This window comes from Pseudomonas sp. FG6, assembly GCF_057809015.1.
This window is the reverse complement of sequence record NZ_JBMDJD010000009.1, coordinates 54,482-79,301: the sequence shown is the minus strand read 5'-3', so window position 1 is coordinate 79,301 and position 24,820 is coordinate 54,482. Positions and strand designations below refer to the sequence as shown.

Genomic DNA, 24,820 nt, shown 5'->3' with positions numbered 1-24,820 from the left:
ATGATCACTTCACGTCGAGGGCCAGGCGCTGGCGCACCACGTCGACGAGTTTGTCCGGCTGGAACTTGGACAAGAAGTTGTCGCAGCCGACCTTCTTCACCATCGATTCGTTAAAGCTGCCTGACAGCGAGGTGTGCAGCACCACATAGAGGCCACGCAGGCGTGGATCGTTGCGGATTTCCGTGGTGAGACGGTAGCCGTCCATTTCGGGCATTTCCGCATCGGTGAAGATCATCAGCAATTTGTCGGTCATCACCTCGCCGAAATCAGCCCAGGCCTTGAGCATGTTCAGGGCCTTCAGGCCGTCACTGGCGATGTGCATCTTCACCCCCAGCTGGCCCAGGGTGTCACGCAATTGCGAGAGCGCGACGTTGGAGTCGTCCACCAGCAGGACTTCGCGTCCGCGGGCACGCTCCAGCAACGGGTCTTCGAGTTTGTCCCGGGAAACCTTGGCGTTGTAGGGCACGATTTCGGCCAGGACCTTTTCCACGTCGATGATTTCCACCAACTGATCATCGACCTTGCTGATGGCGGTCAGATAATGCTCGCGGCCGGCGCTGCTCGGCGGCGGCAGGATGGCTTCCCAGTTCATGTTGACGATGCGGTCCACGCCGCCCACCAAAAACGCCTGCACCGAACGGTTGTATTCGGTGACGATAATAGTGCTGTTAGGCCCCGGCACCAGCGGGCGCATGCCGATGGCCTGGGACAAGTCGATCACCGGCAGGGTCTGGCCCCGCAGATTGACCACGCCGCACACGAACGGATGACGCTGGGGCATCAAGGTCAACTTCGGCAGTTGCAGCACTTCCTGGACCTTGAACACGTTGATGGCGAAGAGTTGCCGGCCCGCCAGTCGAAACATGAGAATTTCCAGGCGATTCTCACCCACCAATTGGGTTCGTTGATCTACCGTGTCGAGAATGCCGGCCATCGATGACTCCTGGGCTTGTTCGAATAAACCTTATGAAGGAGGTATCGGCGGCATGCGTCAGATCTTGACCCCTCTACAAAATACAAATCAGGGGAATTGATATCACGGTAACATCATGCTTTACTGGCTTCACGAATCTCATTTCGCTCTTTTTCTCGCCGCGCGACCTCTTTTTTCGCTAAAGGTTCCCCTGCCTAAGGGATTCCCCTAGGCACAATCAGGTCCAACCTGATATTCCCGCTATCCAATAGCCATTAATGTGACGCCATTCTCATTGCTGAACGGAGTCAGGCTTTTGTGCGCATCCGCAGGACATCGGACTTTCCACCTATCGGCCGATCTCGCCCGCGCTCAATCGCATGGACGTGTCGACATGCGTCCGTTCGCCGCCAGCCGCGAGATCCAGCCGTTCGCCATACACGGTTTTCCGTCGCCTGACTTGAAGTTGTGGAGATAATCATGCCGAACGACAGTAGGAACTGGAACCAACGCCTTCCCGAATTCCTGACCGAAGCGGAAACGCTTCTGGCCAAGTCAGAGGAATGCCTGAGTCATTTGCAGTTGATCAGCAACGACAAGGACGCCATCGATTGCATGCTCAGCTCCTTGCTGAAGCTGGCAAACAAGGCCAACGCCCTGGCGCTGGAAGCCGTGTCGGAATTTTCGCTGCACATCCATGGTTTGCTCAGCCACGCGCAGAACCACATGGAACTGCATGACCAGGCCTTGGGCGCCCTCAAGGATTGCTTCACCCTGATGGCCTGGCAACTGGAGCTGGTGGACCCCACCACCGGCAAGCTGGGCCTGGACAACAGCGAACAGGCCTCGTTGATCGAAGCCTTTGCGTTCCAGGTAGGCCAGAGCCCATGCCAGGTATTGGCGACCTCACGCCCCATGACCCTGGTGAACTACGCCCAGAAACAAGCCTGAGAGCGATGAACCCGGCTGTGCACGATGTGCCTGATTCGTCGCGCCAGCAAGCTTGTAAGCCGAGCGCGACCAACGATATACGAAGTGGTACTATCTCGCGCGTCAGTCGCTTCAAGACCGCACCGGCCATTCGCCAGCTGAAGCCACCCTCGACCTGAAACGTTTACCCGACCCGGCCTGTCAGATCCGCTGACCAGCCCTGCCCGCAGCGAACATTCATTGGCTCCATCCGCTATGCACGCCAGCCTCAAGTCATTCATCACCTGGCCACCCTCCCGAGAAAACGCCCGCCGGTTCACATTGTTATTGTGCATCTGCTCGGCCCTCGGCTGCCTGCAGGCTTACGTGCTGGGGCAGACGGTGTCGTTGGGCTTGCTGGCATTGAACATGGCGGCCATGGCTTGTGTCTGGGTCCGCTACCGACTCTCGCGCAAGTCCATCAAGTTCCAACCCCAGGAACTGGCCGACCGATTGCTCGAGGTCCAGGAAAACGAGCGGCATCGCCTCAGCCGCGAATTGCACGACGACATCGGTCAGTTGCTGACCGCCGCGAAACTGCAAGGCGAATGGCTCAAGCGCCGGATGCCGGAAGAACTGCAAGGCCAATGCGCGCTACTGTGCGAAGCCCTGGAAGAAACCCTCGACAAAGTCCGTGACGTATCGGCGATCCTCAACCCAAGGCAACTGACCAGCCTGGGCCTGGAGGCCAGCCTGCGGGCACATCTGCTCAAGACCCTGGCCAACGCCCCGGTAAAATGGAGCCTCGACTGCCAGCAACGCATGACCGGCATTCCCGAAGAAATGACCGTCGCGCTGTTTCGCATTACCCAGGAAGCGATTACCAACGTCTTGCGCCATGCCCAGGCGAAGAACCTGCTGGTGCGCCTGCAACGCCTGCCGGAAGGCCTGACGCTGCAGATCATCGATGACGGCCAGGGATTCATCCCGGCCATCCATCCCGCTCGAGAAGGCCAACGTGGCATGGCGGGCATGTCCGAGCGCGCCCAACAACTGGGCGGTACCTTGCAAGTCATCAGCGAGGCCGGCAAAGGCACGCATATCGAGGCACGCTTGCCCTGGGCGCCACGCGCCTTGGAACGGGCCAGTAAGAATAAGGTGCTCCATTGATCTGTAATTTGCTCCTGGTAGACGACCATTCGCTGATCCGCGCCGGTGTGCGCGCCCTGGTCATGGACATCCCAGGCTATGCCGTCATCGGCGAAGCCAACGACGGTGCGCAACTGGTGGAGCTGGTGGAGCGGCTCAACCCCGACATCGTGCTGCTGGACATTTCCATGAAGAACACCAGCGGCCTGGATGCCTTGCAACAGCTCAAGCGGGTGCGCCCCCACAGCAAGGTGCTGATCCTTTCCATGCACACCGACCCGGCGCTGATCATGCAGGCGCTGGAATCCGGCGCCCATGGCTACCTGCTCAAGGACACCACGGCCAACGAGCTGGAACACGCCTTGAAGGCACTGCGCAATAACGAACGCTACCTGAGCCCGGCCATCGCCCACACGGTGATCAACCAGGCGCTGACCCGCGCCCAGCGACAACGCCCCGATCCTGCCCAGGCCCACAACCTGACGGCACGCCAGCTGGAAATCCTGCGGCTGATCGTGCGCGGCAAGTCCACCCGGGAAATTGCCAACGGCCTGAGCCTGAGCATCAAGACCGTGGAAACCCACCGTGCACAGATCATGAAGCGCCTGCAGATCCACGACGTGGCCGGCCTCGTGCTGTTCGCCGTGCGCGAGCAGATCATCAGCCTGGACGATTGAGCACCACCGCCTCGCCCAGCAGCGGCGAATCGGCCGGCAAGTGCACGCGCAGGGCTTTTGCACGCACCGCAAAACGCAGGCTGTCGACTTCCAGCGGCTCGCCATCCAGGTTGATGTCCAACCCCTGGGCGACCTTGATCTCCACCCACGGCAAACGGGCCCGCACGAACATGTTGTCGATGCCCAGGCCGCCAGCCAGCAAGTCTTTCAACGTACTGACCACCTCCTGCGGCGCCGGCAGGATGCTGATGTCCAGCAACCCGTCATCCGCCAGCGCTTGCGGACACAACACATGCCCTCCTCCGGCCTGCCGGCCGTTGCCGATGCCCAGGGCCAGCAAGTCGCCTCGCCAGTGGAAACCGGGGCCCTGAAGCTCGCCGTAGGCCGCGCTCAGCTCACTGAATCGCGATAGCCCGGTAAACAGATAGGCGGCGCCCCCCAGGACTTTCTTGAGATCTTCCGATGTATTAGCCGTCACTTGGCTGCCGAAACCGCCAGTGGCCATGTTCAGGAAAACCCGGCCACCGACTTCACCCAGGTCAACGGCCCGTGGCGCGACATCCAGCAGGTCCAGCGCCTGCTCCACCTCCAGCGGGACACCCGTCGCCCGGGCAAAATCATTGGCCGTGCCCAACGGTAGCAACACCAGGCTGGCCTCACTCGATCGAAGGGCGATCGCTTCGGCGATATCCCGCACGGTGCCGTCTCCACCACCGGCGATCAGCCGTGTGTAGCCGGCGTCCAGCGCCTCATGGACACATCGCCGGGCATCACCGGCCTCCCAGGTCAAGCGTACCGCCAGGTCCCAGCCTTGCTTGCGCTTGAGCATCACCGCCGCCCGAACCTCTTCGTTGAGCGCTTGCTTGCCATGCAGGATCAACAGCGCCTTGCCTTTGCTCATCGTGGTCTCCGTCAATAGAAGGCTCAGGAGATGGGACCGCGCCCGCGCGCGAAAAAGCCCGGCGTATCGCAAATTAATGAAAAGCCGTAATGGCGTGCCGAGAGCCAGCGGCCGGACAGATCAGCCCATCGTTCCGCATTCGAAGAGTTTTCTTACAAGACCTGGCGAATCCGCTCAATTGACCCTCCGGCGGTATTGAGAGACTTTGGTTGGACCAATAAAACGCTCATGACACAAGGATGTAGCAAGCCATGGATGGAGACGTCATGGCCCGCGAGGGCCAGATCAGCAGTTCGAACACGGGTAGCCAAGGGGATATACCGTCCCATGCATAGCCGTGAATACAAACTGCCGCACCGACGACCCGCGTCTTTCGGAAGCGGGCGAACCGATACCCAAGACGAATGCAAGCATTGCAAGCGTCCCGCCGGAGGAATTGATTTGGAACCGCGCGTCGTTGAACTGGAAACCCACCTTAAATACATCCGCAGGGACATGGATGAGATCCGCACCGATGTAAAGGTGATCCGCCACCGGGTGGCCTATTCGGCCGGGGCGGCAGCCGTGGTGGTCGGCTTGCTGGGTTGGATTGCCAACAGCCGCTTCGAGCAGTTGGTGACGCTGCTCACGCCCTAAGGCAATGCAAGAGACGCGTACCGCGAGCGACCCGGGCATCCTTGTCCGGGCCGGAACAGGTCGCTAACCCAGGACTTCGCTCAACGGGATGAAACCTGTCTCATCGCCCTCGGCCAGCGTCCTGCCTTCAAGCACCTCGACCAGACCGTCGGCCCAGGCTGCGCTGCGCAGAACACCAGAACTCTGGTTGCGGTAGATGATCGCCCGACCATTCTCCAGACGGCCTCGCAAGTACTCTCGCCGATTGCCAGCCTTCGGCCAGACGAAACCGGCCGGCACCGTGAACTTGAGCGGCGCCACCGACTGGACACCCTGGCGTCGCAGCAGGTAGGGCCGCGCCAGTAGCGCGAACGTCACCAGTGTCGACGCAGGGTTGCCGGGCAGGCCTATTACCGGCACGCCACGGAAATGCCCGAATGTCAGTGGTTTGCCCGGCTTGATGGCAAGTTTCCACAGGCTCAGTTCACCTTCTTCACGCAATGCGACGCCAAGGAAGTCAGCCTCTCCCACCGACACGCCGCCCGTGGACAGGATCAGGTCGACATCCGACAGCTGCGCCAGGCGTTCGCGGGTGGCCGGCAAGTCGTCGGGCAAGATGCCTGCGTCCACCACCTCGCAACCCAGCCGTTGCAACCAGCCGCAGAGCAGCACACGGTTGCTGTTATAGATCTGGCCCGGGCCCAGTGCCTGGCCAGGCTCGACCAGTTCATCCCCGGTGGACAGCACCGCGACGCGCACCTTGCGCACCACGTCCAACGACGCACAGCCCAAGGAAGCCGCCAACCCCAGTTCGATCGGTCCCAGGCGAGTGCCGGCCGAAAGCACCACCTCCCCGACCGTGGTTTCCTGCCCTTGCGCTCGGATGTTCTGCCCGCTGACCAGGGGCTCGGTAAACCGTACCCGTTGGTCACTCTCGATCACGGCGTTTTCCTGCATCTCGACGCAATCAGCGCCGGCAGGGACTGGCGCCCCGGTGAAGATGCGCGCACAGGTGCCCGCAGCCAGCGGCTCCGGAGCCTGCCCAGCGAATATCCGCTGGCTGACCACCAACGGCTCGCCGTTCCAGTCAGCCCGTCGCAAGGCGTAGCCGTCCATTGCGCTGTTGGGCCATGGCGGCAGATCGAGAGTCGACACCAGGTCTTCGGCGAGCACCCGCCCTTGGGCGGCGGCCAAGGGCACGTGCTCACGCTGGATGATCGGCGTAGCCGTCGCCATTTCCAGCAACCGCTGCTGTGCAACCTCGACCGCCATCAAGGCGCCGGTCTTGCCCGGTTTACCCACGGGATTCACAAGGGGCCGCCTTTTTCAAATGGGCCACGAAGTTGCACGGCCGATGCCGCACGTCCAGTTGCTCGGCCAGGATCCCGTCCCACCCGGTGCGCACGGCATTGGTGGAGCCCGGCAGGCAGCAGACCAACGTGCCATTGGACAGCCCCGCCAGCGCCCGGGACTGCACAGTGGAGGTGCCGATATCCGCCACGGAAATCTGCCGGAACAACTCACCGAAACCATCGACCTGCTTGTCCAGCAGGCACGCAACAGCTTCCGGCGTGCTGTCACGACCGGTGAAACCGGTGCCGCCGGTGATCAACACCACCTGCACCAGCTCCTCGGCAATCCAGGTCGCGACCTGGGCTCGGATCTTGTACAAGTCATCCTTGAGCAGGACCCGCGCCGCCAGGTGGTGGCCGGCTGCCGTGAGCCGGTCCACGAAGAGCTGCCCGGACGTGTCGGTTTCCAGGGTACGGGTATCACTGACAGTCAGCACCGCTATGTTGAGCGGCACGAAAGGTACATCAGCCTTGGCTTTCATAGGCTCGTCCAGTTGTATGGGAAATAGCCTGGTGTTATATCACAGCCCTTGATTTTTTCGCCCGTGCGGAGACACACCATGACCTCGAAAACGCCCCTGCCACCCTGCTCCGTCCTGCTGTTGGCGGGTGGCCGCGGACAACGCATGGGCGGGCAAGACAAAGGCCTGTTGCCTTGGCAGGGCGAACCCTTGATTGCCCACCTGCACCGCCGGACCCGGGCCATGAGCGATGACCTGATCATTTCGTGCAACCGCAATCGTGAACGTTACGCGCTGTACGCCGATCAACTGGTGCACGACGACGAAGGCGACTTCCCCGGTCCGCTGGCCGGCATCCGGGCAGGCCTGAAGGCGGCGAAGCATTCCTTTCTGCTGGTGCTGCCATGTGATGTACCGCAGATTGACGCCGACCTGCTCGACAGCATGCGCGAAACCGCCAGCCTGCAGCCCCACACGCCGCTGATGATCCGGCACGGTGAACATTGGGAACCGTTGCTGTGCGTCATTCCGCTGGCCTTGGCGCCAGCCTTCGAGCAAGCCTGGAGCGAGGGAGAACGCAGCCCCGGCCGCCTCATGCGCTCACTGCACGCCACTGCCCTGCAGTGCCCGGCCGACGATCCCCGCCTGGCCAACCTGAATACTCCGGAGCTGCTGGCGCGGCATAAAGGCCACTAGCCAGGAACTTGCACGCGATGTATACGTCTGAATGTCAGTAACTTGAAGAATCCATTTCGGAGAAACACCATGACTCAACGGACCCTCGCCACTTTCATGCTCGCACTGGGCCTCGCCACTCTCGCCGGGTGCGCATCGCCAACAGTGATTACCTTGAATGACGGTCGAGAAATCCAGGCCGTCGACACTCCCAAGTACGACGAAGAAAGCGGCTTCTACGAATTCGAACAGCTGGACGGAAAGCACACCCGCGTGAACAAGGATCAGGTTCGTACCGTCAAGGATCTGTAATCTGCGACGTTGCTGCCCGATAGAGATGGGGTAAGAAAAGACGGTGCGTCATGTTGATAGCACCGTTTTTTTTGGCTTCGGTTTGCTACCACTGCAACTCAATACCGCTCTGAAACACCCGCTCCTGCCCCGTGACCGGATCAATGAACCGCAGCGCCTGGGCCAACAGCTTGAGCGGATGATCATAATCATCCTCGACATCCCGAAGCACATCCGGATAGAACGGATCATTACAGATCCCAGCCCCCAAGGCGTTCATATGCACCCGCAACTGGTGCTTCTTGCCCGTCACCGGCGACAACCCATAGCGCCACAGCTCACCGTTTCTTTCCAACACGTCGATGGCCGTTTCGGTATTGGGCTCGCCCGGCACTTCCTGCATCCTGAAAAAAGGCTCGCCGTCGACCATCCGGCTTTTGTGCACCCGGGGAAAGGACAACCCGGGTAACGCGCGGGCGATGGCCTGGTAGCGTTTTTCGATCTGGCGCGTGGGAAACAGCGACTGGTACGCCGACCGGGTTTGTGGGTTGGCCGAAAACAATACCAACCCGGCCGTGTGCCGGTCGATGCGGTGCAAGGGCACCAGATGGGGATTGTCCAACCGCCGGATCAGCCGTCGCAGCAAGGTCTGCTCGACATACTCGCCCGCCGGAGTGACTGGCAGGAAATGCGGCTTGTCGGCCACCACCAGATGCTCGTCGGCATACAGGATCGACTCCACCACCGGGATCGGCTGCTCGTCGGGCACCTCACGAAAATAGTGGATGCGCAGGCCTTCACGATAGGGCAAATCCACGGCAATGGCCTGGCCCTGCGCGTCCAGCACCCGGCCCCGGGCGATGCGGTCCAGCCACTGCTCACGGCGGATGCTGCTGAAGTGTTCACACAGGCAATCCAGCACCGTCGACCACGCGCCGGGGGGCAGATACAGCGTGCTGGCTTGATGGCGCGCAGGACAAAACGACGAACCGGACATTGGCAACTCTTGATCATGTAGGCAGGCGGGCATTATCTGCCAGCGATGCCCGTCAGCCCAGCGCTGATTGCTTCACGCCGTGATCGACGCAGGCTTCGCTGCCGCCTCGGTGAATTCCTTCAACCAGCGCAGCACCTCCACGGCCTCCCAGCGACCCGGGTCGTACAAGGCGTACAACAGCCCCTGGTAGCCGACCACATCCAATTGCTTGTGATAGCCGGCACGCTGGAACAACGCTTCGATTTCCGCGAAGCAGGTATTGAAATGCAGTTTATTGAAGGGAGTCTTGCCTTCGGTAACCAGCCCGTCCAGGCGCAACTCCAGGACGGCCTCGCGTACAACGTCCGCGGACATCCGGTTCACGCTGTTTTTCAGTTGTTCGACATTGACCAAGGGGACACTCTCCAGATAGCTGTATGGACATACAGTAACCGAAGCAGGTTTTTTTCGCCAATGTCGGCGCGCAGGGATGCGACGTACGGAAAGGACTCAACGCAGAAACGCGGCGACCCGGTCAGGGTCATCGAACGGCCACTCCAGCTCGGCGCCGGTATCGACCCGGCGCAACACCGGAATCCGTAGCCCGTAGGTCTCGAACAGTGCCTCGCTTTCAGCGATATCCACCAACTCGACCAACAGGCCATGCTCAACGAAAGGCATCAACACCCCTTCGGCCACTTCGCACAGATGACAACCCAAGGTACCGAACAACTGGCATTCAGGAGACATGGCAGGTAGACCCACAAAAGATAGACGGTCATTCTAGGACACTCGGCTCGCCTCGGGAAACCGTCGACCCGAGGCACTTCAGTAAAATGCTGATGCAAATCATTGAGCGCTAACGCCTTTACGGCAATGCTTGGCACTTTCTCGCCTTCTACGCTGTGTGCCTGTTGTTGTGAAACGGAGTTCCCCTTGTTTGCCAATCTGCTGATCATCCTTGCCTCCTCCCTGGTCGCCATCGCGCTGTTCCGGCGCCTGCGCCTACCTCCAGTGCTCGCTTATCTGTGTGTCGGCCTGGCCGTCGGTCCGACCGCGCTGGATTGGGTAAACGACAGCGAAGACCTGCCGGACCTGGCTGAACTCGGGGTGGTTTTCTTGCTGTTTTCGCTGGGGCTGGAGTTCTCCCTGACAAAGATGCTCGCGCTGCGGCGGGTCGTTTTCGGCCTGGGTAGCCTGCAGGTGGTGTGTTCCGGCGCCCTTCTGGGCGCACTGCTGGTGCTCTGTGGCGCACCGATGTTGGCGGCGTTGTTGCTGGGCGCCGGGCTGGCCTTGTCGTCCACGGCCATTGTCAGCAAAGAACTGGGCAGCCTGGGTGAGATTTTCAGCAGCCATGGCCAGAACGCCATTGGTGTACTGCTGTTCCAGGACGTCATCGCGGTGCTGTTGTTGACCCTGGTACCTGTGTTCGCCGGGAGCAGCGAGCATGCCTGGTATTGGGCGCTGCCCCTGACCCTGGGCAAGACGCTGGTGTTGTTCGCTGGCCTGCTGCTAACCAGTCGCCTGTTGCTGCCCAAGTTGTTCCATGAAGTGGCCGCGTCCCGGTCCGCCGAGTTGTTCGTGCTGCTGGCGCTGGTGATCGTGTTGCTGACGGCCTGGCTGACCCACTTGCTCGGACTGTCACCGGCCCTGGGAGCCTTCCTCGCGGGCATGTTGTTGGGGGAAAGCCATTACCGCCATCAGATCGAAGCCGATATACGCCCGTTCCGCGACATCTTGCTGGGGCTGTTCTTTGTCAGCATCGGCATGCTCATCGACCTGCAATTGCTCATAGATGACGGACTGCTGATCCTCGGGTTGACCCTCGCCTTGATGCTGATCAAGGGCGGCGTGGTCGCCGTCCTGGTGAAGTGGCGCGGCAGCGACGTGGAAACCGCCTGGCGCAGTGGCCTGGCCCTGGCCCAGGGCGGCGAGTTCTGTTTCGCCCTGATGGCCCTGATGCAGCAGAACCATCTTATGCCTCTTGAGATCAGTGGCTTGTTGCTGGCGGCGACCTTCTGCTCGATGCTGCTGACGCCGCTTTTGCTGCGCGCCGCGCCGCGCATCGCCGCCCACCTGCATCGCAAACCCAACGAAGAGGCGCAGCTCGACCAGATCAGCGCCCTCAACGCGGGCCTGTCCGGCCACGTGGTCATTTGCGGCTATGGGCGCGTCGGCCAGTCCATCGGACGCTTCCTGCGCCGGGAAGGCCAGGCGTTCGTTGCCCTGGATGACGACCCGGTGATCATTCAGGAAGCCTGCGTGGGGGAAAGTTGCGTGCACTACGGTGATTCTCGCCGTGCAGACCTGCTCGCAGCCGTCGGCCTGAGTCGCGCCAGGTTGCTGGTGATCGCGGTCGACCAGACCGACATCGCCATCACCGTGCTCAAGGAAGCCCGGCGGGTCAACACCCAGGTGCCGATCCTGGTCCGCACCCGTGATGACAGCCAATTGGCCGAGCTCCAGGCCGCCGGGGCCAGCGAAGTGGTCCCCGAACTACTGGAATCGAGCCTGATGCTGGCTTCCCATGCCTTGATCATGCTCGGGTTGCCGGAGCAGCAAGTGCGCTACCACGTGGACCAGGTCCGTCACGACCGCTACCGCCTGCTGCACGGGTTCTACCCCGGCGACCAGGACAAGGAGCCTTGATGGGCCAGTCAATCCTGGCTGACCGCTCCGATCTTGTGGATCGACAGGTCGGCGCCGTAGTACTCCTCTTCCTGGCTCAGTCGCAGCCCCAGCAGGGCTTTGACCAGGCCATAGACGGCGAACCCACCAGACAGTGCGATGGCAACCCCCAGCAACGTGCCGACCAATTGGCTGGCCAGGCTGACACCCCCGAGACCGCCCAAGGCGCCTTGGCCAAAGACACCACAGGCGATGCCGCCCCAGACGCCACACAAGCCGTGCAGTGGCCAGACGCCAAGCACGTCGTCGATCTTCCATTTGCCTTGGGCGGCGGTGAAACACCAGACGAACAAGGCGCCGGCGATGGCACCGGTGGCCAATGCACCGACCGGATGCATCAGGTCGGAACCGGCACACACCGCCACCAGCCCGGCCAGCGGACCGTTGTGCAGGAAGCCGGGGTCATTGCGCCCGACGATCAACGCCGCCACGGTGCCGCCCACCATTGCCATCAACGAATTGACCGCCACCAACCCGCTTACCCCGGGCAGGGTCTGGGCACTCATCACGTTGAACCCGAACCAGCCGACAATCAGGATCCACGAACCCAAGGCCAGGAACGGGATGCTGGAAGGAGCAAACGCCACCAGTCGCCCATCCCGGTAGCGGCCATTGCGCGCGCCCAGCAAGAGCACCGCGGCCAGGGCCAGCCAGCCGCCCATGGCATGCACCACCACGGAACCGGCGAAGTCGTGGAACCCGGCACCGAAGCGGGCTTGCAGCCAGGCTTGCAGGCCGAAATTGCCGTTCCACACCACCCCCTCGAAGAATGGGTAGACAAACGCCACGATCAACACCGTGGCGCACAGTTGCGGTGCGAACCGGGCGCGCTCGGCAATCCCGCCGGAAATAATCGCCGGGATCGCGGCGGCAAAGGTCAGCAGGAAGAAGAATTTCACCAGGCTGTAGCCGTGATCGGTACTGAGCACCGCCGCCGGTTGCAGGAAGGACACGCCATAGGACACCCAATAGCCTATAAAGAAGTAAGCCAGGGTCGAGACAGCAAAATCGCTAAGAATCTTCGACAGGGCATTGACTTGGTTCTTTTGCCGGACGGTCCCCACTTCCAGGAACGCAAAACCGGCGTGCATGGCCAGGACCATGACTGCACCGAGCAGGATGAACAGCGTGTTGGAGCTGTGGACCAGGCTGTCCACAGCGCTTTGCATAGTTTCCATGGTGTTGGCAGACCTGAAAAAGTTGAAATAGGCACCAAAGCGGCTCGCCTGCCCTGCCGACGCACCAACTTGAAACGATTCGCGCGCCTGGCGAAGGACGGCGAACCGCTTTGGTGCACAAAACCGCCAGCAATGAGGTGCCGCTTGGAGGTGCTTCGCGGGTTCTGTTCATTTGGGTTAAGGTTTCCGGGCTGTCGCCCAGCTTCAGCGCACTGGCACACCGTGACGCACCAGTACATGGCAAAACCCTGAGCAAAAGTTGTACCAGTCACTTTCACTGAACCTTCAGGCAAGGCTCATACTCGAACGCTTCAGACGTTATCTACGGAGATTCATCCATGGCCAGAACCCAGGCAAAGACTGCTCAAGAACTCCTGAAGGAAGACTTCCAGACGCTGGTCAGCGACACCGAACGGTTGCTCGATCACACCGCGACACTGGCGGGTGACCAGGCCGACGAATTGCGCAACCAGATCCACGAGACCCTGTTGCGCGCCCGCGAAACCCTCAAGCTGACCGAAGACTCCATGCGCGAACGCGGCCAGGCCGCAGTGGCCGCCACCGAGGAGTACGTACAAGCCAACCCTTGGCAGTCGGTCGGCATTGCCGCTGGCGTGGGTTTCCTGATCGGCCTGCTGGCGACGCGGCGCTGATGATGGGTATTGACGAATCCGGCTCGTCCGAAACGGGCACACAACCTACAGCGCGCCGCCTGGGCGCAGCGTTTCTCGGCCTGCTGCACAGCCACGTCGAATTGTTCGGCATGGAATTGCAGGAACAGAAGGCGCGCACCGTCAGCCTGCTGTTGTTCGCGGGCCTGGCGCTGGTGTTCGGTCTGCTTCTGCTGGTCGGGCTTTCGGCGCTGGTGCTGATCCTGGTGTGGGACACCTATCGTCTGGCGGGCATCCTCGGCCTTTGCCTGTTCTACCTGCTGGCGGCGCTGTTCTGCGGTCTGCGGCTCAAGGCGGCGATCTACGACGAGTCCTCCCCCTTCCATGCCACGCTCGAAGAACTGGCCAACGACCGGGAGCGCCTGCTGCCATGAGCCTGCCTGATATTCCTCAAGCCCGGACCCGACAGGAAATGCGCAAGGCGTTGGTGCGCCTGCGCATGGAGATGCACCGCCAGGAAATCCGCCAGGAAACCCGTCAATTGCTGCAACCTCTGCAACGGGTGCGCGGCTTGACCCAGGGCTGGCACGAAGGCTTCGGCATCAAGCACGCGCCCTTGTGGGGCATCGCGGCGGTTTCGCTGCTCGGTTTCCTGACTGGCAAACGCACCCGCGGCGGTCGCACCGCCGGCGTATCCAGCCTGGTCCGACTGGCGACCGCCGTGCTGCCGCTGATCAAGCTGGCCAAGGCCATGCGCAAACCTTGATACAGAAAAAGCCGGTTGCCCCGCGCCCTCGCGGAACGCGCTCCTGTTCAGGGGGCGCGTGTTTTTTCAGGCCTGCGCATCCCACAGGCCTTGCGGCGCAATCCGGGAACCGGGAAGCTAGGGCATCGTCCTCATCAAACGGAGCAACCGGCCTTGGATTGGCACACCCTGCTGAATCGCGAACGTCTTGGCAAACCCTTGCACAGCCCGCAGGAATTGGGCCGTAGCCCCTTTCACAAAGACCACGACCGCATCATTTTCTCCGGTGCCTTCCGGCGCCTTGGACGCAAGACCCAGGTGCATCCAGTCTCCAGCAACGACCATATCCATACACGCCTGACCCATTCGCTGGAAGTCAGTTGCGTGGGCCGTTCCCTCGGCATGCGCGTGGGTGAAACCATCCGCAACGTCCTGCCCGACTGGTGCGAGCCAAGCGACCTGGGCATGGTAGTGCAATCGGCCTGCCTGGCCCACGACATCGGCAACCCGCCGTTCGGTCACTCGGGCGAAGACGCCATCCGCTACTGGTTCCAGCAGGCAGCAGGCCGGGGCTGGCTCGACGCCATGAGCGAGGCCGAACGCGGCGACTTCCTCAACTTCGAAGGCAACGCCCAGGGCTTCCGTGTCCTCACGCAGCTTGAATACCATCAGTTCGACGGAGGGACCCGGCTGACCTATGCCACCCTCGGGACCTACCTGAAGTACCCCTGGACCGCCCGCCACGCCGACTCCCTGGGCTACAAGAAGCACAAGTTCGGTTGTTACCAGAGCGAACTGCCGTTGCTGGAGCAGATCGCCCATAAACTCGGCCTGCCGCAAATCGAAGATCAGCGCTGGGCACGGCATCCACTGGTGTACCTGATGGAAGCCGCCGATGACATCTGCTATGCGCTCATCGACCTGGAAGACGGCGTAGAGATGGAGCTCCTGGAATACTCACTGGTGGAATCGCTGCTACTGGACCTGGTGGGCGACGATCTCCCGGACACCTACCGCCAACTGGGTCCGCTGGACTCACGGCGACGCAAACTGGCGATCCTGCGGGGCAAAGCCATCGAACACCTGACCAATGCCGCCGCCCGGGCCTTTGTCGAACAACAGGAGGCGTTGCTGGCCGGCACCCTGCAGGGGGATCTGGTGGAGCACATGCATGGCCCGGCCAAGCGCTGCGTGTTGAACGCCAAGGACATGGCCCGCAAGAAGATTTTCCAGGACAAGCGCAAGACGCTGAATGAAATTGGCGCCTATACCACCCTGGAGATCCTGCTCAACGGCTTCTGCGGCGCGGCCCTTGAACAGCACGGCGGTCGATCGCCCTCGTTCAAGAATCGCCGCATCCTTGACCTGCTGGGCAACAACGCCCCCGACCCCAACGGCCCCTTGCACAGCGCCTTCTTGCGCATGATCGATTTCATCGCCGGGATGACTGACAGCTATGCCAGCGAAATGGCCCAGGAAATGACCGGTCGCACCCGCCAGTGAGACTCGCCTGTGGGAGCCGGGCCTGCTGGCTCCCACAGGACATCGCCGGTAAACGCAGATCCTCGCAGCCCTTCAAAAAGAATTGAAGGCTGTCCACCGAGCCCTGAACGTAAACATCGAATAAACCCGCTTCCCATCTGTTTGTAGCCAACCATTCATTCCAGGAAATATCCTTTCACATACTTGAGCAACCACACTTCTTATTGTCACCCGCCTACTAAAAAACCGATTACGTCGTAATACCCTGCCTCTTTTTTTGTAGGAAACTTCCGAAATTGTAGTTGCATACCTGTCTGCTCGTACGGCCCTGGCAACAACTGGGCTAAGGTGCGCCCTTTATTAAGTGCGCAGGATACTTTATTCATGAACTCCGTTTTCATTGTCGACGATCATCCGGTCATCCGCCTCGCTGTTCGCATGCTCCTGGAGCACGAGGGCTATAAAGTCGTTGGGGAAACGGACAATGGCGTCGACGCGATGCAAATGGTGCGCGAATGCATGCCGGATCTGGTCATCCTGGACATCAGTATTCCTAAACTTGACGGGCTGGAAATCCTCTCTCGCTTCAACGCCATGACCACCCCCCTCAAGACGCTGGTGCTGACGGCGCAATCCCCGACGCTTTTCGGCATCCGCTGCATGCAGTCCGGTGCTTCCGGTTACGTTTGCAAACAAGAAGACCTCAGTGAACTGGTCAGCGCCATCAAGGCCGTATTGTCCGGCTACAACTATTTCCCCAGCCAAGCGTTGAACCCGGTACGCCCCGACGATCCGCGCAGCCTGGAGCTGGACTTGTTTAAAAGCGTCAATGACCGGGAGTTGATGGTCTTGCAACTCTTTGCCCAAGGCCGAACCAACAAGGAAATAGCCAAGGGGATGTTTCTAAGTAATAAAACCGTCAGCACCTATAAAAAGCGGCTCATGCAAAAACTTAAAGTCAAATCCTTGGTAGAGCTGATTGAAATGGCAAAGCGCAACGCACTGGTGTGAGAACAAACAGGATGCTCAAGTGCATGAAGGCATGCCTGCTGCTATTAAGCGCCGGGCTCTATACAGCGGGAATCGCAGCGTCGGATGTACCCGAACACTACAGGCTCCTGGGACGTTCGAGCGACGCTCATGGCGAAACCAGGCTGGACGACACCCAACGCGCCTGGCTACAGGGCCGGCACGAATGGGTACTGGGAACTTCTGCACCCGACTATCCCCCCTTCGACCTTGCCACCAGCGGGCGCGACTATGAAGGCATGACCGCCGACTACGCCGCCCTCATCGCCCGAGCGACCGGCCTGCCGATGAAAGTCCTGCGCTTCGCTTCCCGGGAAGCCGCCATCACGGCGCTCAAGAATGGGCAAATCGACCTGCTTGGCACGGCCAACGGTTTCGAAGCCCGCGACCCCGAGCTGGTGCTTTCGACGCCCTATGCGGTGGATCAGCCAGTCCTGGTCACCCGGACGAATGAAATCCGGCCCTTGACCGAGGGCCTTGAAGGGTTGCGGCTGAGCATGGTCTACCACTACCTGCCACCGCAGGAGATCGAGCAGCTCTACCCCAAGGCGCTCGTCACGCCCTATCCCTCCTACCAGAACGCCATCAACGCCGTCGCCTTCGGCCAGGCCGATGTCTTTCTCGGCGATACCATTTCCACCCACTACCTGATCAGCAAGGGCTACCTGGGCAACATCCGCATGGCCAGCTTCGGCAAGCATGAATCCTACGGGTTCGGTTTTGCGGTACGCCGCCGTGACAGCCACTTGCTGGAAATTATCAACACCACGCTGGAACAGGTTCCCGTCGCCGAACAAACCGCCATCGCCAAGCGCTGGAGTGCTGGCAGCGACCTGTATCTCACGGACCACAGGATTCAACTGACCGAGCGGGAACAGCGCTGGCTGGCCAGCCATCCGGTGGTTCGGGTGGTGGTGAACGAAACGCTCGCTCCCCTGACTTTCTTCGATCCGGAGGGCGATTTTCGCGGGATCAGCGCCGACCTGCTGGAACTGATCCGCCTTCGCACCGGCCTGCGCCTGGAGGTGCAACGCCGCCAGAGCGACAGCGAAATGATTGCCGCGGTCCGCAGCGGCCAGGCCGACGTGATCGCGGCGCTTTTGCCGAGCGGCGAACGCCAGCATCAGTTGAAATTCAGCCGCCCCTACCTCGACAGCTCGTTCGTCCTGCTGACCCGCAAACGGTCCGACACCCCCGGGACGCTCGACCAGTTCGAGGGCCGGAGCCTGGCGATCGCCAAGGGCAACCCGGTCATCGAATGGCTCCGCCAACAGTATCCGGGCGTGAAGATCACCGAGACCGATGGCCCTCTGCACGCCGTTGAACTGCTCGCCCAGGGCCGGGTCGACGGCAGCGTCAACTCGCTGCTCATGGCCAACTACTTCATCGCCTCCCATTCCTGGCGGGACACCCTGCACATCAGCAGCACCGTAGGCACCCAGCAAGCTCTGTTCGCGCTGGCCACCGCCAAGGACGCGACCGAGTTGAGCGCCATCCTCGACAAGGCCCTGACCAGCATCGACCCCGACGAACTGGGCGTCATCAACAACCGCTGGCGGGGTTATGTCTCGGCATCCGAACACACCTGGCGCACTTACAACCGCTTGTTCTTCCAGGTCGCTGCCGGTGTCGGCCTGCTGCTCCTGCTTTCCCTGGCCTGGAATGCCTATATGCAACGGCAGATCAGGCAGCGCCAACGGGCAGAAACCGCCCTCAATGATCAACTCGAATTCATGCATGCGTTGCTCAACGGCACCCCGCATCCCATCTACGTGAGGGACCGCCACGGTTGCCTGCAAAGCTGCAACGACAGCTACCTGCAGGTGTTCGGCGCCAACCGCGAAGACATCATCGGCAAGGACAGCATGCCCGGCGCCATGAGCAATGCCTTCGAAGCGCAGGAATACCAGGCGGATTACCAGCGTGTCATGGCCGAAGGCACGGCGCTGATCGTCGATCGCCCGCTGCACGTCGGCGACCGGCAACTGACCATCTACCACTGGATTCTGCCCTACCGAAACTCCGCCGCCCAAGTGCAAGGCATCATCGGGGGCTGGATCGATATCAGCGAGCGGCGGCAGCTGTTCGATGAACTGCGAGCATCCAAGAAACAGGCCGAAGATGCGAACCGGGCCAAGAGCACGTTCCTGGCGACCATGAGCCACGAAATACGCACGCCGATGAACGCCGTGATCGGCATGCTTGAACTGGCCCTGAAACAGGCCGACAAAGGCCTGGTCGACCGCTCGGCCATCGAAGTGGCCTACGAATCGGCCTCCGGCATGCTGGACCTGATCGGCGATATCCTGGACATCGCCCGCATCGAATCGGGCCACCTGAGCCTGGCGCCCGAACGGGTCAACCTCAAGGCCCTGCTGCAATCGGTCATACGCGTATTCGAAGGCCTGGCCCGGCAGAAGAACCTGAGGCTGTCCTTGCAGTTCGAGTCACCCGAGGATAACCCGGACGTGTTGATAGACCCCTTGCGGTTCAAGCAGGTGCTCTCCAACCTCATCAGCAATGCCCTCAAGTTTACCGAGCAGGGCCAGGTCGCGGTGAAAGTCCGGCTGACCCGCACCGCCCGGCACGACCTCCTGCGCATGCACCTGCAAGTCTGCGACAGCGGCATCGGCATCAACCCGGCGGACCTGCAACGGCTGTTCGAACCGTTTGCCCAGGTCGACAACACCAGCCGCATGGCCCGCAAGGGCGCGGGGCTGGGACTGGTGATCAGTCGCGATCTGTGCCAGATGATGGGCGGCAACCTGCACATGCGCAGTCAACCGGGCACCGGCACCCACGTGCAGGTTTGCCTGCAACTGACCGTCCTGCCCGCGGCGGCAGCGCTGCGCGAACCAGCGACCCCCACGGTCGAAACGCCCACGGCGATCCTGAACGTGCTTGTCGTCGACGACCATCCGGCCAATCGCCTGCTGATGTCACAGCAGTTGGAATACCTGGGCCATGCCTACCAGGTCGCCCAGGACGGCGCCGAAGGGTTGACGGCCTGGCAGGACGGTCACTTCGATTTGGTCATCGCCGATTGCAACATGCCCATCATGAGCGGCTACGAACTGAGTCGCTCGATTCGTCGCCTCGAAGCCGAACAGCAACGGCCAGCCTGCACCATCCTGGGATTCACCGCCAATGCACAACCGGAGGAGAAACACCGCTGCCGGGACGCCGGCATGGACGACTGCCTGTTCAAGCCGATCAGCCTGAACGCCTTGAGCCAATGGATGAAAACCGTCAGGTCAACCAGCTCAGCGCCGGTTTTCAGCCTGCAGAGCCTGCAAGCGTTGACCGGCGGACTGCCGGCCTCCAATCAACGGTTGTTGGCGGAACTGCTCAGCAGCAACCGCTCGGACCGCCAGGAGCTGCTTGGCGTCGCTCGTGGCGGCAACCGGCAAGCGCTGACTGAAACGGCGCACAAGATAAAAGGCGTTGCACGGATCGTCCAGGCGACCACCTTGCTCCAGCAGTGCGAGGCACTGGAGCGAGCCTGCCTTGAGGCGCAGGCGCCCGAACGAGTCAACGAATGCATCGCGGCCCTCGACCAGGCCATGGTCGAGCTGGAGCAAGCGCTGGAAACGGAGATCGGTAAGGCAAAATGATTGCACTTTTACTATGCTGCTTGCTCAGCAGTGCGTACGAGCGGCCTGCGCGGGTGACGAACCCGCCGTGCCCCTGACACTTGGAGTGACTGAAATGCCCAGCGCACCGCGTCCGGAACAACGCCGGTTTCCCCTGCATGTCCACATCAGCGCGATGTTCACCCTGCTGCTGTTGCTGACCGGGGTGGTGCTGGGCATTTTCAATTACCAACAGACCACGCAGATCATCCTGTCCAGCAGTGAGAAACTGTTCAACCGGATTGAACAGGATGTGCGCCTGGACCTGTACGACACCTACGAACCGATCCGGCACCTGCTGGGCCTGCTGGCCGACTATCCGGCGACGCGCGCGCCCGGCATGGCGCAACGCCTGGCCCTACTCCAACCGTTCAGCCAGGCATTGCGAGACAACCCGAACCTGGCGTCCTTGTACCTGGGCGACAGCCAGGGCAACTTCCTCATGGTCCGCCCGTTGCGCACTCAGGCGCTGAAGACAGCCTTGAGTGCACCCGCCAACGCGGCCTACCAGGCCTGGACCGTGGAACGCGCTGACAACGGTCAGGTCCACGGCCAGTCGCTGTTCTACGACGAGGCCCTGATGCCTGTCGGTCGCCTGGACATTACCAGCGAAACCTACGATCCGCGCAGTCGCGGCTGGTTTCGCAGCGCAATGGAAACCCCCGGCCAGATCACCACCGAGCCCTACGTGTTCTTCTCCATCCGCAACATCGGCACCACCCTCGCCCGGCGCAGCGGCGAGCAAGCGGTCATCGGTGCCGACCTGACCCTGGCAGCCCTTTCCGAGACCCTGGCCAAGCACAAGGTCAGCGCAGGCACCGAGCTCGTGCTGGTCGATCCCCAAGGCAACGCCGTGGGTTATCCCGACAGCAGCCGGCTGCTGGTCGACAACCAATCGGCCCGCCTGATCAAGGCCCGGGACCTGAACCCGGCCATCGCGGCAGCGCTCGACCACAGCACCGACAACCCGCGCCTGAACGCCGCGGGACGTGAATGGATCGTTTCCCGCAGCCACATGCAGGAAGGTGGTCCCCAAGGCCTTGAGCTGACATTGCTGGTGCCCGAGGACGAGTTGCTCGCCGACGCCTATCGCATGCGCTGGCAAGGCGCGCTGATCACGCTTGCGACCTTGCTGCTGTGCCTGCCCTTGGGCTGGCTGACTTCCAGGATCCTGGTCAAGCCGCTGCGCGCATTGGTGCAGGAGGCCGATGCCATCCGCAGCTTCGATTTCCATTACCCGGTGTCCCGTCGTTCCCCGGTATTGGAAGTCGATCAGTTGAGCGTTTCGATGGCCCGCATGAAAGAGACCCTGGCCAGCTTCTTTGAAATCACCGCCAGCCTGCGCGCCGAAACCCGGTTGGGCCCGCTGCTGGAGCGAGTGTTGTTCGAGACAGTGAAAATCGGCCAGGCCCAGGCCGGCCTGATTTACCTGCGCGAGAATGACGAGGACCGGGTCAGGCCATGCGGCCTGGTGATCGATGGAACGCCTCGCGACCTCGACACCTTTGCCCTGAAAGACCATTCGCTACAGGCGAACGACAGCGCCCCATGGCTACAGCAACTGGCGGCCTCGGACAATCTCGTCACCTCCCTGGGCTTTGAACAGGCCGCCGACCTGCAGGGCATCCTTCGGGTGCTGGAGGCGCCGCGGGTTCACCTGATCGGCATCCGCCTGCGCAACCGTCACCAGGAAACCGTCGGATTCCTGGTGCTGCTGATCAACGACAGCGGCACCGAAGCCGAGCTGGAAAAATTGCAGCCCGACCGCATCGCGTTCCTTCAAGCCGTGTCCGGTGCCGCCACCGTGAGCATCGAAAGCCAACGCCTGCACGCCCGGCAGAAACAATTGCTGGATTCATTCATTCAACTGCTGGCCGGTGCGATCGACGCCAAGAGCCCCTATACCGGCGGCCATTGCCAGCGGGTGCCGGTGCTGACGCTGATGCTCGCCCAGGCGGCTGCCGCGAGCCAGGCACCGGCCTTCGACGGCTACCAGCCCACCGAAGACGAATGGGAAGCGCTGCACATCGCGGCATGGCTACATGACTGCGGCAAGGTCACCACCCCCGAGTACGTGGTGGACAAAGCCACCAAGCTGGAAACCCTGAACGACCGGATCCACGAGATACGCACCCGCTTCGAGGTGCTCAAGCGCGATGCCTGGGTCGATTACTGGCAGGCCATGGCCACGGGCGGCGGCGAACCGTCAGCCCTGGCGCAACGGCGCGACGCGACATTGGCCGGCCTCGACGACGACTTCGTTTTCGTCGCCCACTGCAACCTGGGGTCCGAGGCCATGGCCGGTGCCGACCTGCAACGCTTGCAAGACATTGCCCAACGTCGATGGACCCGGACCCTCGATGATCGCCTCGGCGTCTCCTGGGAAGAAGGTCGGCGCCAGGCGCGCACGCCCAAGCCAACACTGCCGGTCTCCGAGCCGCTGCTGGCGGACAAACCCGAGCACCTGTTCGAGCGCCACGAGTCAGAACTGATTCCGGCGGACAATCCGTGGGGCTTCCAGCTCGATGTCCCGACCTGGAAATACAACCGCGGCGAGCTCTATAACCTGAGCATCACGCGCGGCACGCTGACCCGCGAGGAGCGCTATGTCATCAATCACCACATGGTGCAGACGATCCTGATGCTCAGCCAACTGCCCTTCCCCAGCCATCTGCAAAACGTGGCGGAGATCGCCGGCGGTCATCACGAAAAAATGGACGGCAGCGGTTACCCCAAACGGCTCCGGCGCGAAGAGATGAGCCTGCCGGCACGCATGATGGCCATCGCCGATATCTTCGAAGCACTGACGGCGGCCGATCGCCCCTACAAGAAAGCCAAGAAACTGAGCGAAGCCCTGGGCATCATGGCGACCCTGTGCCATGACGCCCATATCGATCCCGAGCTGTTCGGCCTGTTCATCGAGAAGAGGATCTACCTGGACTACGCCAGCCAGTTCCTCGAACCGCAGCAGATCGATGACGTCGATCCCGACAGCCTGCTGGCCAAAGCGGGGCTCAAGCCATGATCAGCAATCCGTCAGGCGCAGGAATATCGCCGCCAACGCTTCGATGCCGGCCTGGTCATGTTCGGTAAAGCGCGCCAGCTTCGGACTGTCCAGGTCGAGCACGCCGATCAGGCGTCCCTCCTTGACCAGCGGCACCACCAGCTCGCTGTTCGACGCGCTGTCGCAGGCGATGTGACCAGGGAACGCATGGACGTCCTCGACGCGCTGGGTCTGACGGCTCGCTGCCGCCGCGCCGCACACGCCGCGACCGAAAGGAATCCGCACGCAGGCGATCTGGCCCTGGAACGGCCCCAACACCAGCTCTTCATCGCGGTTGAGATAGAAACCCGCCCAGTTCAGGTCGTCCAGCTGGCTGAACAGAAACGCCGAGAACTGCGCGGCGTTGGCGATGAAGTCGCGCTCATCGGCCAGCAAGGACGCCAGCTGTGCCGATAACAAACCATAGCCGTCCAGGCCTTCGCCTGCACTTTTCAAGTCGATCATGCCTTGTTCTCCAACAGTTTCAGGCCCACCCAATAACGGGCAAACTGGTAGGCGCAGCGCCCGTTGCGGTTACCGCGCCCGGTGGCCCAGCGGACCGCCAGCACGTCCAGGCCGTCGTCACGTTGCCAGGCCAGGCCGGCCTTGGCCGCCAGCTCACCGATCCAGTGCTCCACCACGTTGAGGAAATGCTCCTGGGTAAACGGATAGAACGACAGCCACAACCCGAAGCGGTCGGACAACGCGATCTTGTCCTCCACGGCTTCGCTGGGATGAAGCTCGCCATCGACCCGCTTCCAGTTCTCGTTGTCGCTTTCCTTCTCCGGCACCAGGTGGCGACGGTTGGAGGTGGCATACAACAGCACGTTGTCGGGCGCCTGTTCGAGCGAGCCGTCCAGTACACTTTTGAGCACGCGATAATCGCCCTCTCCGGATTCGAACGACAGGTCGTCGCAGAACACCACGAAGCGCTGGGGCAGCTTGGCGACTTGCTCGACCACCCGAGGCAGGTCGGCCAGGTGGTCGCGTTCGATCTCGATCAACCGCAGGCCCTGTTGGGCGTGTTCGGCCAGCAACGCGCGCACCAGGGACGATTTGCCGGTGCCACGCGAGCCCCAGAGCAATGCGTGGTTGGCCGGCATGCCATCGATGAATTGCCGGGTGTTGCGGCCCAGTTGTTCGACCTGGCGCTCCACGCCGATCAAGTCCGAAAGACGCATGTCGAGACTGACCTGGAGCGGCAGCAGGTAACCGCTGCGACCGTCACGCTGCCAGCGCGCGGCCAGGGTCTGGGTCCAGTCGATGGCGGGCCGGGGGGCGGGCAACAAGGGCTCGATGCGCGCCAGCACCGCATCGGCACGCTCAAGAAAGGCATTGAGTCGAGAGTCCACGTCTTCTCCTCGGACAAGTTCACAGTAATGATGGCGCTACGGCGACGAAACGCCGTACCCGATGGCGGGTCTATCCTGCACGACATAAACCGGCAGCGTCGGAATCCAGAGATGATCAGCTATGCTTGAGCGGCGAAGGGA

General features: G+C 61.7%; 24 protein-coding genes. 14 read left to right on the top strand and 10 right to left on the bottom strand.

Annotated elements, in window-relative coordinates:
• Positions 1–4: 4 nt before the first annotated feature.
• Complete coding sequence (locus ACODSJ_RS08145) at positions 5–934, bottom strand: chemotaxis protein CheV (RefSeq protein WP_489101226.1); 930 nt, start codon at positions 932–934, stop codon at positions 5–7.
• 459 nt (positions 935–1,393) lie between these two features.
• Here ACODSJ_RS08145 and ACODSJ_RS08140 point away from each other — a divergent pair, with 459 nt between their 5' ends.
• The 3 genes from ACODSJ_RS08140 to ACODSJ_RS08130 all read left to right on the top strand — a co-directional run bounded on the left by ACODSJ_RS08140 (position 1,394) and on the right by ACODSJ_RS08130 (position 3,648).
• Entirely contained in the window at positions 1,394–1,864 is a 471-nt protein-coding gene (locus tag ACODSJ_RS08140; RefSeq protein WP_489101225.1) for a hypothetical protein, read from the top strand.
• A 234-nt stretch (positions 1,865–2,098) separates the two neighbouring features.
• Entirely contained in the window at positions 2,099–2,992 is an 894-nt protein-coding gene (locus ACODSJ_RS08135; protein ID WP_489101289.1) for a sensor histidine kinase, read from the top strand.
• Positions 2,989–3,648, top strand: a complete 660-nt coding sequence (locus tag ACODSJ_RS08130) for a response regulator (RefSeq protein WP_489101224.1) — start codon at positions 2,989–2,991, stop codon at positions 3,646–3,648. The genes ACODSJ_RS08135 and ACODSJ_RS08130 overlap by 4 nt, the downstream gene beginning before the upstream one ends.
• Here the strand turns inward: ACODSJ_RS08130 and yegS are convergent.
• The gene (gene yegS, locus ACODSJ_RS08125) at positions 3,632–4,549 is read right to left on the bottom strand and encodes a lipid kinase YegS (RefSeq protein ID WP_489101223.1); all 918 of its coding nucleotides are present in this window, start codon (positions 4,547–4,549) and stop codon (positions 3,632–3,634) included. The two genes, ACODSJ_RS08130 and yegS, sit on opposite strands and share 17 nt — an antisense overlap.
• 327 nt (positions 4,550–4,876) lie before the next feature.
• Between yegS and ACODSJ_RS08120 the strand changes: the two genes are divergently transcribed.
• Entirely contained in the window at positions 4,877–5,185 is a 309-nt protein-coding gene (locus tag ACODSJ_RS08120; protein WP_489101222.1) for a hypothetical protein, read from the top strand.
• A 63-nt stretch (positions 5,186–5,248) separates the two neighbouring features.
• On the opposite strand, the gene ACODSJ_RS08115 is transcribed toward ACODSJ_RS08120, so the two are convergent.
• Together ACODSJ_RS08115 and moaB are read right to left on the bottom strand one after the other, a co-directional pair.
• Positions 5,249–6,436, bottom strand: coding sequence for a molybdopterin molybdotransferase MoeA (locus tag ACODSJ_RS08115; protein ID WP_489101288.1), 1,188 nt, complete (start codon positions 6,434–6,436; stop codon positions 5,249–5,251).
• A gap of 22 nt (positions 6,437–6,458) precedes the next feature.
• A complete protein-coding gene (moaB, locus tag ACODSJ_RS08110; protein WP_489101221.1) occupies positions 6,459–6,998 on the bottom strand; it encodes a molybdenum cofactor biosynthesis protein B in 540 nt (179 codons plus the stop codon).
• Between the two features lie 78 nt (positions 6,999–7,076).
• Between moaB and mobA the strand changes: the two genes are divergently transcribed.
• Together mobA and ACODSJ_RS08100 are read left to right on the top strand one after the other, a co-directional pair.
• Positions 7,077–7,673 carry a molybdenum cofactor guanylyltransferase MobA gene (gene mobA / locus ACODSJ_RS08105; RefSeq protein WP_489101220.1) on the top strand — a complete coding sequence of 199 codons (597 nt, stop codon included), beginning with the start codon at positions 7,077–7,079 and terminating at the stop codon, positions 7,671–7,673.
• Between the two features lie 69 nt (positions 7,674–7,742).
• Entirely contained in the window at positions 7,743–7,964 is a 222-nt protein-coding gene (locus tag ACODSJ_RS08100; RefSeq protein ID WP_210643568.1) for a YgdI/YgdR family lipoprotein, read from the top strand.
• Positions 7,965–8,049: 85 nt separating this feature from the next.
• On the opposite strand, the gene ACODSJ_RS08095 is transcribed toward ACODSJ_RS08100, so the two are convergent.
• The 3 genes from ACODSJ_RS08095 to ACODSJ_RS08085 all read right to left on the bottom strand — a co-directional run bounded on the left by ACODSJ_RS08095 (position 8,050) and on the right by ACODSJ_RS08085 (position 9,669).
• On the bottom strand, positions 8,050–8,940 hold the full coding sequence (locus ACODSJ_RS08095) for a pseudouridine synthase (protein WP_489101219.1): 891 nt from the start codon (positions 8,938–8,940) through the stop codon (positions 8,050–8,052).
• Between the two features lie 72 nt (positions 8,941–9,012).
• Positions 9,013–9,333 (bottom strand): transcriptional regulator, encoded by a 321-nt coding sequence (locus tag ACODSJ_RS08090; RefSeq protein ID WP_489101218.1) that lies wholly within the window; start codon positions 9,331–9,333, stop codon positions 9,013–9,015.
• Between the two features lie 96 nt (positions 9,334–9,429).
• The gene (locus ACODSJ_RS08085) at positions 9,430–9,669 is read right to left on the bottom strand and encodes a glutaredoxin family protein (RefSeq protein WP_489101217.1); all 240 of its coding nucleotides are present in this window, start codon (positions 9,667–9,669) and stop codon (positions 9,430–9,432) included.
• A gap of 186 nt (positions 9,670–9,855) precedes the next feature.
• Between ACODSJ_RS08085 and ACODSJ_RS08080 the strand changes: the two genes are divergently transcribed.
• On the top strand, positions 9,856–11,568 hold the full coding sequence (locus tag ACODSJ_RS08080) for a cation:proton antiporter (protein ID WP_489101216.1): 1,713 nt from the start codon (positions 9,856–9,858) through the stop codon (positions 11,566–11,568).
• An 8-nt stretch (positions 11,569–11,576) separates the two neighbouring features.
• Here ACODSJ_RS08080 and ACODSJ_RS08075 read toward each other — a convergent pair whose 3' ends face one another.
• Positions 11,577–12,785 (bottom strand): ammonium transporter, encoded by a 1,209-nt coding sequence (locus ACODSJ_RS08075; protein ID WP_489101215.1) that lies wholly within the window; start codon positions 12,783–12,785, stop codon positions 11,577–11,579.
• Between the two features lie 338 nt (positions 12,786–13,123).
• Between ACODSJ_RS08075 and ACODSJ_RS08070 the strand changes: the two genes are divergently transcribed.
• The 7 genes from ACODSJ_RS08070 to ACODSJ_RS08040 all read left to right on the top strand — a co-directional run bounded on the left by ACODSJ_RS08070 (position 13,124) and on the right by ACODSJ_RS08040 (position 23,309).
• Entirely contained in the window at positions 13,124–13,438 is a 315-nt protein-coding gene (locus tag ACODSJ_RS08070; protein ID WP_489101214.1) for an ElaB/YgaM/YqjD family protein, read from the top strand.
• A gap of 2 nt (positions 13,439–13,440) precedes the next feature.
• Positions 13,441–13,830: a phage holin family protein gene (locus ACODSJ_RS08065; RefSeq protein ID WP_489101287.1), complete on the top strand. Its 390-nt coding sequence runs from the start codon at positions 13,441–13,443 to the stop codon at positions 13,828–13,830.
• Positions 13,827–14,162 carry a hypothetical protein gene (locus tag ACODSJ_RS08060; RefSeq protein WP_489101213.1) on the top strand — a complete coding sequence of 112 codons (336 nt, stop codon included), beginning with the start codon at positions 13,827–13,829 and terminating at the stop codon, positions 14,160–14,162. The genes ACODSJ_RS08065 and ACODSJ_RS08060 overlap by 4 nt, the downstream gene beginning before the upstream one ends.
• 153 nt (positions 14,163–14,315) lie before the next feature.
• Entirely contained in the window at positions 14,316–15,644 is a 1,329-nt protein-coding gene (locus tag ACODSJ_RS08055) for a deoxyguanosinetriphosphate triphosphohydrolase (protein WP_489101212.1), read from the top strand.
• A 363-nt stretch (positions 15,645–16,007) separates the two neighbouring features.
• On the top strand, positions 16,008–16,634 hold the full coding sequence (locus tag ACODSJ_RS08050; protein WP_489101211.1) for a response regulator: 627 nt from the start codon (positions 16,008–16,010) through the stop codon (positions 16,632–16,634).
• Positions 16,635–16,657: 23 nt separating this feature from the next.
• Positions 16,658–20,266 (top strand): transporter substrate-binding domain-containing protein, encoded by a 3,609-nt coding sequence (locus tag ACODSJ_RS08045; protein ID WP_489101210.1) that lies wholly within the window; start codon positions 16,658–16,660, stop codon positions 20,264–20,266.
• A 94-nt stretch (positions 20,267–20,360) separates the two neighbouring features.
• Complete coding sequence (locus ACODSJ_RS08040; RefSeq protein WP_489101209.1) at positions 20,361–23,309, top strand: HD domain-containing phosphohydrolase; 2,949 nt, start codon at positions 20,361–20,363, stop codon at positions 23,307–23,309.
• On the opposite strand, the gene ACODSJ_RS08035 is transcribed toward ACODSJ_RS08040, so the two are convergent.
• A complete protein-coding gene (locus tag ACODSJ_RS08035) occupies positions 23,310–23,792 on the bottom strand; it encodes a GAF domain-containing protein (RefSeq protein ID WP_489101208.1) in 483 nt (160 codons plus the stop codon).
• Positions 23,789–24,679 (bottom strand): ATP-binding protein, encoded by an 891-nt coding sequence (locus tag ACODSJ_RS08030; protein ID WP_489101207.1) that lies wholly within the window; start codon positions 24,677–24,679, stop codon positions 23,789–23,791. The genes ACODSJ_RS08035 and ACODSJ_RS08030 overlap by 4 nt, the downstream gene beginning before the upstream one ends.
• Positions 24,680–24,820 lie beyond the last annotated feature (141 nt).

Excerpts from the sequence above, each read along its gene's own strand:
- ACODSJ_RS08050 (WP_489101211.1), top strand. The coding sequence starts at position 16,008 with ATGAACTCCGTTTTCATTGTCGACGATCATCCGGTCATCCGCCTCGCT.
- ACODSJ_RS08145 (WP_489101226.1), bottom strand. The coding sequence starts at position 934 with ATGGCCGGCATTCTCGACACGGTAGATCAACGAACCCAATTGGTGGGT.
- moaB (WP_489101221.1), bottom strand. The coding sequence starts at position 6,998 with ATGAAAGCCAAGGCTGATGTACCTTTCGTGCCGCTCAACATAGCGGTG.
- ACODSJ_RS08140 (WP_489101225.1), top strand. The coding sequence starts at position 1,394 with ATGCCGAACGACAGTAGGAACTGGAACCAACGCCTTCCCGAATTCCTG.
- ACODSJ_RS08135 (WP_489101289.1), top strand. The coding sequence starts at position 2,099 with ATGCACGCCAGCCTCAAGTCATTCATCACCTGGCCACCCTCCCGAGAA.
- ACODSJ_RS08070 (WP_489101214.1), top strand. The coding sequence starts at position 13,124 with ATGGCCAGAACCCAGGCAAAGACTGCTCAAGAACTCCTGAAGGAAGAC.
- ACODSJ_RS08120 (WP_489101222.1), top strand. The coding sequence starts at position 4,877 with ATGCATAGCCGTGAATACAAACTGCCGCACCGACGACCCGCGTCTTTC.
- ACODSJ_RS08040 (WP_489101209.1), top strand. The coding sequence starts at position 20,361 with ATGCCCAGCGCACCGCGTCCGGAACAACGCCGGTTTCCCCTGCATGTC.
- ACODSJ_RS08045 (WP_489101210.1), top strand. The coding sequence starts at position 16,658 with ATGAAGGCATGCCTGCTGCTATTAAGCGCCGGGCTCTATACAGCGGGA.
- ACODSJ_RS08100 (WP_210643568.1), top strand. The coding sequence starts at position 7,743 with ATGACTCAACGGACCCTCGCCACTTTCATGCTCGCACTGGGCCTCGCC.
- yegS (WP_489101223.1), bottom strand. The coding sequence starts at position 4,549 with ATGAGCAAAGGCAAGGCGCTGTTGATCCTGCATGGCAAGCAAGCGCTC.
- ACODSJ_RS08075 (WP_489101215.1), bottom strand. The coding sequence starts at position 12,785 with ATGGAAACTATGCAAAGCGCTGTGGACAGCCTGGTCCACAGCTCCAAC.
- ACODSJ_RS08035 (WP_489101208.1), bottom strand. The coding sequence starts at position 23,792 with ATGATCGACTTGAAAAGTGCAGGCGAAGGCCTGGACGGCTATGGTTTG.
- ACODSJ_RS08085 (WP_489101217.1), bottom strand. The coding sequence starts at position 9,669 with ATGTCTCCTGAATGCCAGTTGTTCGGTACCTTGGGTTGTCATCTGTGC.
- ACODSJ_RS08060 (WP_489101213.1), top strand. The coding sequence starts at position 13,827 with ATGAGCCTGCCTGATATTCCTCAAGCCCGGACCCGACAGGAAATGCGC.
- ACODSJ_RS08065 (WP_489101287.1), top strand. The coding sequence starts at position 13,441 with ATGGGTATTGACGAATCCGGCTCGTCCGAAACGGGCACACAACCTACA.
- mobA (WP_489101220.1), top strand. The coding sequence starts at position 7,077 with ATGACCTCGAAAACGCCCCTGCCACCCTGCTCCGTCCTGCTGTTGGCG.
- ACODSJ_RS08115 (WP_489101288.1), bottom strand. The coding sequence starts at position 6,436 with ATGGCGGTCGAGGTTGCACAGCAGCGGTTGCTGGAAATGGCGACGGCT.
- ACODSJ_RS08095 (WP_489101219.1), bottom strand. The coding sequence starts at position 8,940 with ATGTCCGGTTCGTCGTTTTGTCCTGCGCGCCATCAAGCCAGCACGCTG.